Annotated in this window: 10 protein-coding genes; 7 read left to right on the top strand and 3 right to left on the bottom strand. The window is 66.8% G+C overall.

Features of this window, described 5'->3' with window-relative positions:
• The first annotated feature begins 228 nt into the window (after positions 1 to 228).
• Both D8S75_RS17110 and D8S75_RS17105 read left to right on the top strand, forming a co-directional pair.
• Positions 229 to 1,011, top strand: coding sequence for an SDR family oxidoreductase (locus D8S75_RS17110; protein WP_119967578.1), 783 nt, complete (start codon positions 229 to 231; stop codon positions 1,009 to 1,011).
• A gap of 3 nt (positions 1,012 to 1,014) precedes the next feature.
• On the top strand, positions 1,015 to 1,437 hold the full coding sequence (locus D8S75_RS17105) for an acyl-CoA thioesterase (protein ID WP_119967577.1): 423 nt from the start codon (positions 1,015 to 1,017) through the stop codon (positions 1,435 to 1,437).
• Between the two features lie 65 nt (positions 1,438 to 1,502).
• Here D8S75_RS17105 and D8S75_RS17100 read toward each other — a convergent pair whose 3' ends face one another.
• Complete coding sequence (locus D8S75_RS17100) at positions 1,503 to 2,090, bottom strand: peroxidase-related enzyme (RefSeq protein WP_119967576.1); 588 nt, start codon at positions 2,088 to 2,090, stop codon at positions 1,503 to 1,505.
• 107 nt (positions 2,091 to 2,197) lie between these two features.
• Here D8S75_RS17100 and D8S75_RS17095 point away from each other — a divergent pair, with 107 nt between their 5' ends.
• Entirely contained in the window at positions 2,198 to 2,587 is a 390-nt protein-coding gene (locus D8S75_RS17095; RefSeq protein ID WP_119967575.1) for a carboxymuconolactone decarboxylase family protein, read from the top strand.
• Between the two features lie 12 nt (positions 2,588 to 2,599).
• Here the strand turns inward: D8S75_RS17095 and D8S75_RS17090 are convergent, their stop codons facing one another.
• Positions 2,600 to 3,142 (bottom strand): LuxR C-terminal-related transcriptional regulator, encoded by a 543-nt coding sequence (locus tag D8S75_RS17090; protein ID WP_119967574.1) that lies wholly within the window; start codon positions 3,140 to 3,142, stop codon positions 2,600 to 2,602.
• 77 nt (positions 3,143 to 3,219) lie between these two features.
• On the opposite strand from D8S75_RS17090, the gene D8S75_RS17085 reads away from it, so the two are divergent.
• The 4 genes from D8S75_RS17085 (at position 3,220) to D8S75_RS17070 (ending at position 6,961) form a co-directional block, all read left to right on the top strand.
• Positions 3,220 to 3,927 (top strand): CoA transferase subunit A, encoded by a 708-nt coding sequence (locus tag D8S75_RS17085; RefSeq protein ID WP_119967573.1) that lies wholly within the window; start codon positions 3,220 to 3,222, stop codon positions 3,925 to 3,927.
• Between the two features lie 3 nt (positions 3,928 to 3,930).
• Positions 3,931 to 4,569 carry a 3-oxoacid CoA-transferase subunit B gene (locus tag D8S75_RS17080; RefSeq protein WP_119967572.1) on the top strand — a complete coding sequence of 213 codons (639 nt, stop codon included), beginning with the start codon at positions 3,931 to 3,933 and terminating at the stop codon, positions 4,567 to 4,569.
• Positions 4,570 to 4,680: 111 nt separating this feature from the next.
• A complete protein-coding gene (locus D8S75_RS17075) occupies positions 4,681 to 6,036 on the top strand; it encodes an HD-GYP domain-containing protein (RefSeq protein WP_119967579.1) in 1,356 nt (451 codons plus the stop codon).
• A gap of 13 nt (positions 6,037 to 6,049) precedes the next feature.
• Entirely contained in the window at positions 6,050 to 6,961 is a 912-nt protein-coding gene (locus D8S75_RS17070; protein ID WP_119967571.1) for a pseudouridine synthase, read from the top strand.
• Between the two features lie 222 nt (positions 6,962 to 7,183).
• On the opposite strand, the gene D8S75_RS17065 is transcribed toward D8S75_RS17070, so the two are convergent.
• Positions 7,184 to 7,465: FlhC family transcriptional regulator (locus tag D8S75_RS17065; RefSeq protein ID WP_232829036.1), on the bottom strand; the 282-nt coding region annotated here is incomplete at its 5' end.

The following is a 7,465-nucleotide window of genomic DNA, read 5'->3' as shown; positions in this document are numbered from 1 at the left end:
CCGCCGGGGCCGCCGCCGACCACCACCACGTCGTATTCCATGGACTCTCGGGGGCCGAACTGGGCGAGGATTTCTTCGTTTGTCATGTGCTTCTCGTCGGGCGTTTGATAATGGGTTATTTTCTGCAAGCAGGGGGGTGGCCCCTGTCCGGCGGGTGACCGATTGTATGCACGGTTATGCCGATAATCGAACGGTCGTTCTATTTTTAGATCAGTGGAGATACTCTAAATGGCTTACAGCATCGATTTGGCCGGCCGCATCGCATTTGTGACAGGCGCTTCGAGTGGTCTGGGCGCGCAGTTTGCCAGAACGCTGGCGCGTGCCGGCGCGGGCGTGGTGCTGGCCAGCCGCCGCGTGGAAAAACTCAAGGAGCTGCGGGCGCGCATCGAGGGCGAGGGCGGTGATGCCCACGTGGTCGAACTCGACGTGACCGACCACGACTCCATCAAGGCCGCCGTGGCCCATGCCGAGACGGAGATGGGCTCCATCGACATCCTCGTCAACAACTCGGGCGTGAGCACCACGCAGCGCCTGCAGGACGTGACGCCCGACGACTACGACTACATCTTCGACACCAATGTCAAGGGCGCGTTCTTCGTCGCCCAGGAAGTGGGCAAGCGCATGCTGGCGCGCTCGCGCGGCGCCGCGCCGGGCAGCTTCACGGGCGGGCGCATCATCAACATCGCCTCCATGGCGGGCCTCAAGGTGCTGCCGCAGATCGGCGCCTATTGCATGAGCAAGGCCGCCGTGGTGCAGATGACCAAGGCCATGGCCATGGAGTGGGGGCGCTTCGGCATCAACACCAACGCCATCTGCCCGGGCTACATCGACACCGAGATCAACCACCACCACTGGCACACCGAGCAGGGTCAGAAGCTCAGGGACATGCTGCCGCGCAAGCGCGTGGGCCAGCCGCAGGACCTGGACGCGCTCATCGTCATGCTGGCCAGCGACCAGAGCCATTTCATCAACGGCGCGGTGATCGCGGCCGACGACGGTTTCGCGGTCTGAGCGATGAAGATCGAGATCCCCGAAGCCAAGAAACTGGTCTTTGAAATGCCCCTGCCCATCCGCTGGGGCGACATGGACGCCATGGGCCATGTCAACAACACCGTGTACTTCCGCTACATGGAGACGGTGCGCATCGAGTGGATGCGCTCGGTGGGCTGCAACCCCGACCCGCAGGGCCAGGGGCCGGTGATCGTCAACGCCTTCTGCAACTTCTACCGCCAGCTTGAATACCCGGGCGAGGTGCTGGCGAAGATGTACGTCAGCGACCCGGGCCGCACCACCTTCGAGACCTGGTGCACCCTGGAGCGCACGGACCAGCCCGGCGTGGTGTGCGCGGCGGGCGGCGCCACCACCATCTGGGTCGATTTCCCGCAGCAGAAGGCGCAGACGCTGCCCGACTGGATGCGGGCGCTGGTCACCGCCTGATCTTTGAAGGTTTTTGGCCTGCAGCGCTTGGTAGGTAAGTGCTGATAGCTATTGAATCAATAGCGTTATTTTTGTCGCGGAACCCGCCCCATGAGGAAGAACTCGGGGTTGGGCTGCATGCCGGCGAAGCTGGCCATGCGGTTGGACAGGCCGAAGAACGCGGTGATGGCCGCGATGTCCCAGATGTCCTCGTCGTCGAAACCGTGGGCATGGAGTGTGGCGAAGTCGGCGTCCTCGACCTCGTGCGAGCGCTGGCAGACCTTCATGGCGAAGTCGAGCATGGCGCGCTGGCGCGGCGTGATGTCGGCCTTGCGGTGGTTCACGGCCACCTGGTCGGCCACGAAGGGCTTCTTTTCGTAGATGCGCAGCAGGGCGCCGTGCGCCACCACGCAGTACAGGCACTGGTTGGCGGCGCTCGTGGCGGTGACGATCATCTCGCGGTCGCCCTTGCTGAGGTTGCTGGCGCGGCCCACGGTCTCGGGCGCCATCAGCGCGTCGTGGTAAGCGAAGAAGGCGCGCCACTCGGCCGGGCGGCGCGCGAAGGCCAGGAACACGTTGGGGATGAAGCCGGCCTTCTCCTGCACCTGCAGGATCTGGGTCTTGATGTCTTCGGGCAGCGCGCCGAGGTCGGGGAAGGGGTAGCGTGGGCTCATGCGGGGTCCTGGTCCTGGAGGGGAAAGAAAGTGCTTTTGCATGATACGTGGCCGGTGCGCGGGCGGCAAAAATACGGCCTGCACGGTTTTTTCAAGGAGCGATTCAGATGGATGCACAGCAGCAGGCCCAGTTCGAGCGGGGCCTGGCCACCCGCAAGCAGGTGATGGGCGAGGATTTCGTGGCGCGCGCGTTCGCCGGCATGACCGAGTTCACGCGGCCGATCCAGGAGCACATCACGCGCGCCGCCTGGGGCGAGACCTGGCAGCGCGATGGCATCGACCGCAAGACGCGCAGCCTGGTCACCGTGGCCATGCTGACCGCGCTGGGCCGCCCGCACGAGCTCAAGGGCCATGTGCGCGGCGCGCTGAACAACGGCGCCACGGTGCAGGAGATCCAGGAGGTGCTGCTGCACGCGGCCATCTACTGCGGCGTGCCGTCGGCGGTGGATGCCTTCCGGGCCGCCGCCGAGGTCGTGGAGCCCGGGGCGAAGGGCTGAAAGCAGGGGGCGTCAGCCCGTGATGAGCTTGTGCACCAGGTCGGCCGCCGTGGAGGCGCCGTACTTGCGCATGAGGCGCGCGCGGTAGATCTCCACGGTGCGGTGGCTGATCTCCAGCGCCTTGCCGATTTCCTTGGAGGTGAGGCCTTCGAGCAGGCGCGCCGCCACCTCGCGTTCGCGCCCGGTCAGCTCGGCCTTCATGGCGCGCTGCGAGCTGAGGTCCTCGAAGCTCCAGATGCCCGAGGCGTGCGGCGCGTCGCGGTTGAGCGCGCGCCCCGAGACATGGCACCAGAACATCTCGCCATTGGCGCGTTTCATGATGCGGTTGTCCGCGTAGAAGCCCTTGGCGTTCAGAATAGGGGCCATGTGCGCGCCCAGGCGCTCGTATTCGTCGGCGCTGGGGTAGAGCATCTGGAAGGTCTGGCCCAGCAGCAGTTCGCGCGAGAAGCCGAACATCTCGCAGACCAGGCGGTTGCAGTCGACCATGCTACGGTTGCGCGACACGATCAGGCCCACGGGGGCCATCTCGAAGGCGAGTCGGTAATCTACGTCCATGGTGCAAATATTTAGGGAAAACTACTTATCCTGTTAAGTAGTATCGTAGCGTATCAAAACCTGATGAGGAGATCTTCGTGAACAAGTTATTTCCCTCGGCGGCCGAGGCCCTTCGGGGTGTGGTCGCGGACGACCAGCTCCTGGCCGTGGGCGGTTTCGGCTTGTGCGGCATTCCGGAAGCCCTGATCGATGCGTTGCGCGACTCCGGGGTGAAGAACCTCACGGTGATCTCCAACAACGCCGGCGTGGACGGCTTCGGCCTGGGCAAGCTGCTCGAAACCCGCCAGATCAAGAAAATGATCTCGTCCTACGTGGGCGAGAACAAGGAGTTCGAGCGCCAGTACCTGGCCGGTGAACTCGAACTCGAATTCACGCCCCAGGGCACGCTGGCCGAGAAGCTGCGCGCCGGCGGCGCCGGCATCCCCGCCTTCTTCACCAAGACCGGCGTGGGCACCATCGTGGCCGAGGGCAAGGAGCTGCGCGAGTTCGATGGCGAAACCTATGTGATGGAGCGTTCGCTGGTGCCCCAGGTGGCGCTGGTGAAGGCGCACCGCGCCGACAAGTCGGGCAACCTGCAGTTCCGCCTGACGGCGCGCAACTTCAACCCGGCCGCCGCGATGGCCGGCAAGGTCTGCATCGTCGAGGTGGAAGAGATCGTGGAGACGGGCGCCATGGACCCCGACCAGATCCACCTGCCGGGCATTTATGTGCACCGCATCGTGCACAACCCGAACCCCGAGAAGCGCATCGAGAAGCGCACCATCACCGAGAAAGCAGGAGCCTGAACCATGCCGTGGACCCAAGACCAGATGGCGGCACGCGCCGCGCAAGAACTCGAAGACGGTTTCTACGTGAACCTGGGCATCGGCATTCCCACGCTGGTGGCCAACTTCACCGGCGACAAGGAAGTGTGGTTGCAGTCCGAGAACGGCATGCTGGGCATCGGCCCGTTCCCCACCGAGGACCAGGTGGACGCCGACCTCATCAACGCCGGCAAGCAGACCGTCACCACGCTGCCCGGTTCGTCGATCTTCGGCAGCCATGACAGCTTCGCCATGATCCGTGGCGGCAAGATCAACCTGTCCATCTTGGGCGCCATGCAGGTCAGCGAGCAGGGCGACCTGGCCAACTGGATGATCCCGGGCAAGATGGTCAAGGGCATGGGCGGCGCCATGGACCTGGTGGCCGGCGTCAAGCGCGTGATCGTGCTCATGGAGCATGTGGCGCGCAAGAAGGACGGCACCGAGGACATGAAGATCCTGCCGCGCTGCACGCTGCCCCTGACGGGCGTGGGCGTGGTGGACCGCATCATCACCGACCTGGCCGTGATGGACGTCACCCCCCAGGGCCTGAAGGTGCTGGAGCTGGCGCCCGGCGTCACGTTCGAGCTGCTGCAGTCCAAGACCGGCGTGCCGCTGATCCAGTGACACGGCGCTGACACCGTGCTTGCAAGGGCCCGCTTCGGCGGGCCTTTGCATTGGCGCAAGGGAATGCAGGCACTCGTCGTATATTCTCCTGGGAGTCCTCCCACCATGCCCATGACCGATCCCCTGCTGGAGACGGGCGCGAGCCCCCCCGACAGCGCGCACTACCTGCGCGCCGTGACCGACATGGCCGAGCGCTGCGCCGTGGTCACGCAGGACGCCATCTATTCCGACAACGGCATCAAGCTGGTGGAAAAGGGCGCGCGCATCGACAGCCGGCTCTACGACCGGCTGGTCCAGCACAAGCTGCGCGAGCCCATCGACAGCCATCTCACGGTCGAGAATGCCGTGGATGCCCCTGCGCTCATGGCGGCCGCCAAGGAGCTGTTGGCGACGGCGCCGCTGCCGCGCCTGCTGGCGCAGGCGCTGGGGGCGGCGTCCGAGCGCCTGATCGCGCCGCTGCGTTCCCTGCCGCTGACCGAGCCCATGGCCTTCAAGCTGACGGTCATGCGCGCCCAGCGCCCCGACCTCTACCAGCACAGCCTGCAGTTCATGATGGTGGCGATGTTCCTGGCGCTCAAGAGCGGCCTGGGCGAGCGCGAATGCGTGTCGCTGGCCGCCGCCGCGCTGCTGCACGACGTGGGCGTGCTGCATATGGACCCGGCCTGGCGCGACCGGCAGAACAAGGTGACCGGCGCCGAGCGCAAGCACCTGGTGGCCCACCCCATCACGGCCATGCTGATGATCCGCGACGCCCGTGTCTATCCGCGCGCCGTGGAGGTGGCGGTGCTGGAACACCATGAACGCATGGACGGCACGGGCTACCCGCGCGGCATCGCCGGCAAGGAGATCTCGGCCATGGGCCAGATCCTGCTGCTGGCCGAGGTGGTGACCGCGTTCTATGAAAAGCCCACCGACATGCCGGGCCAGCAGCTCTCCCTCGTGCTGCGCCTGAACCACCGCAAGTTCCCCGCCGCCCTGGTGAGCCATCTGCTGCCCTTGCTGCAGGAAGAGCAGGAGCGCGATGCCGCCCAGGCTCCGCTGGCCGGCGAGCACATCGAAGCCATGGCCCAGGCGCTGGTCGATGCCTTCGGCCAGTGGGAGCATGCCAAGACCGCCATGCCCGGCGTGGCCGCGCTGCTGGCGCAGAACGGCCCGGTGAGCTTTGTCGATGCGCGGCTGCGTGCGTTGCTCAAGGCCCTCACGGAGGCGGGCACGCACCCCGACCACCAGGCCCTGCTGATCGAGCAGTTGCAGGGCGACGCCGCCGGCCTGGCCGAAGTGGCCTTCGTCGTGCGCGAGGCGCTGTGGCAACTGGAGAGCATCGTCAACGGCTGCCAGCGGCGCTGGCCCGGCGTGCTGGAACGCAGCCAGCCCGTCGAGGCCGCCGTGGCCCTGTGGTGCGATACCGTTCGCGCCCAGGTGCACGAGGCCACGGGCCGCCTCGGCGCCGCCGCTCCGCGCGCCTGAACCCTCCGCGCCCATGCACAACCCGCGCGACCCGCAGGTGCTGCCCATGCGCGACGGGGTCGGCCCCAGTTGCGTCGTGCTGCCCTCGGTGGGGAGCGGCAGCATGCTCGACTTCCTGGCGCGGCGCCTGCCCGTGGTGCCGCGCGAGGACTGGATGGCGCGCATGGCGGCCGGCGAAGTGGTGGACGAGCGTGGCGATGCCGTCACGGCCGCCCGGCCGTTCGAGCCCGGTATCCGCCTGTACTACTACCGCAGCCTGCCCAGCGAGCCGAACATCCCGTTCGAGGAAACCGTGGTGTACCGCGACGAGCACCTGCTCGTGGCCGACAAGCCGCACTTCATGCCCGTCATTCCCACGGGCCGCTACCTGCACCACACGCTACTGGTGCGCCTCAAGCGCCGCCTGGGCCTGGCCGAGCTGGTGCCGCTGCACCGCATCGACCGCGACACCGCCGGCCTGGTGATGTTCTCGGTGCAGCGCGCCACGCGCGGGCTGTACCAGGGGCTGTTCCGTGACCGCGCCATCACCAAGCACTACGAGGCCGTGGCGCCCTGGCGCGAGGGCTTGGCGTTCCCGCGCGAGCACCGCAGCCGGCTGGAGGAAAGCCCGCAGTTCTTCCGCATGCACGAGGTGCCCGGCGAGCCCAACGCCTGGACGCACATGGAACGGCTGGAAGTGGCCGGGGATTGGGCGCGCTACCGCCTTTCGCCCATCACCGGCAAACGGCACCAGTTGCGCGTGCACATGGCGGCGCTCGGGCTGCCGCTGCGCAACGACGCCTTCTACCCCGAGGTGAACGACCCGCCCGAAGGAGATTTCTCGCGCCCGCTGCAACTGCTGGCGCGCAGCCTGGAGTTCACCGACCCGCGCATCGGCGAGCCGCGCCGCTTCGAAAGCGGGCGCAGCCTGCTGCCGTTGGTGTGAATTGCTATTGATTCAATAGCTAATGGCGCTTGATCAGCAAGCGCAAGAGCTATTTTTTATTGCATTCCCCATCGCGCGTGGCGTGTCCACCGGGCGCGGCCCAGGCCAGCGGCCACCGCGCAAGGGCCGCCCCGCCGCGCTGGTGGCGTCCCCCTTCCGCTTCGCGCAGCGAAGCCAGAGAAGGGGGAAGGCGCGCAGCGCCCCAGGGGGTTGCGCCTCTCTTCAGTGCAGCATCAGCGAGCCAGCCGCCTTGCTCTTGCCCGCGCGTGCCGGCGGGTTGCACAGGCCGCAGGTGTAGTGGCGGTTCTCATACAGCTCGGTGACGAACTGGCCGCCGCACTGGCTGCACTTGGTGCGGGTCAGCATGCCCGCGTCGACGAACTTCACCAGGCGCCAGGCGCGCGTGAACGACAGCAGGGGCTCGATACCGGCCGTCTGCACCTGCTCGTTGTACAGGCGGTAGGCCTTGGTCAGCAGCTCCACCGCGTCCAGGTCCACGCCCTT

Origin of the sequence: Simplicispira lacusdiani, assembly GCF_003604195.1 — a bacterium.
GTDB classification, from domain to species: domain Bacteria; phylum Pseudomonadota; class Gammaproteobacteria; order Burkholderiales; family Burkholderiaceae_C; genus Simplicispira; species Simplicispira lacusdiani.
Note: the sequence above shows the minus strand (reverse complement) of the source record. Positions and strands in the feature narration are given on the sequence as shown.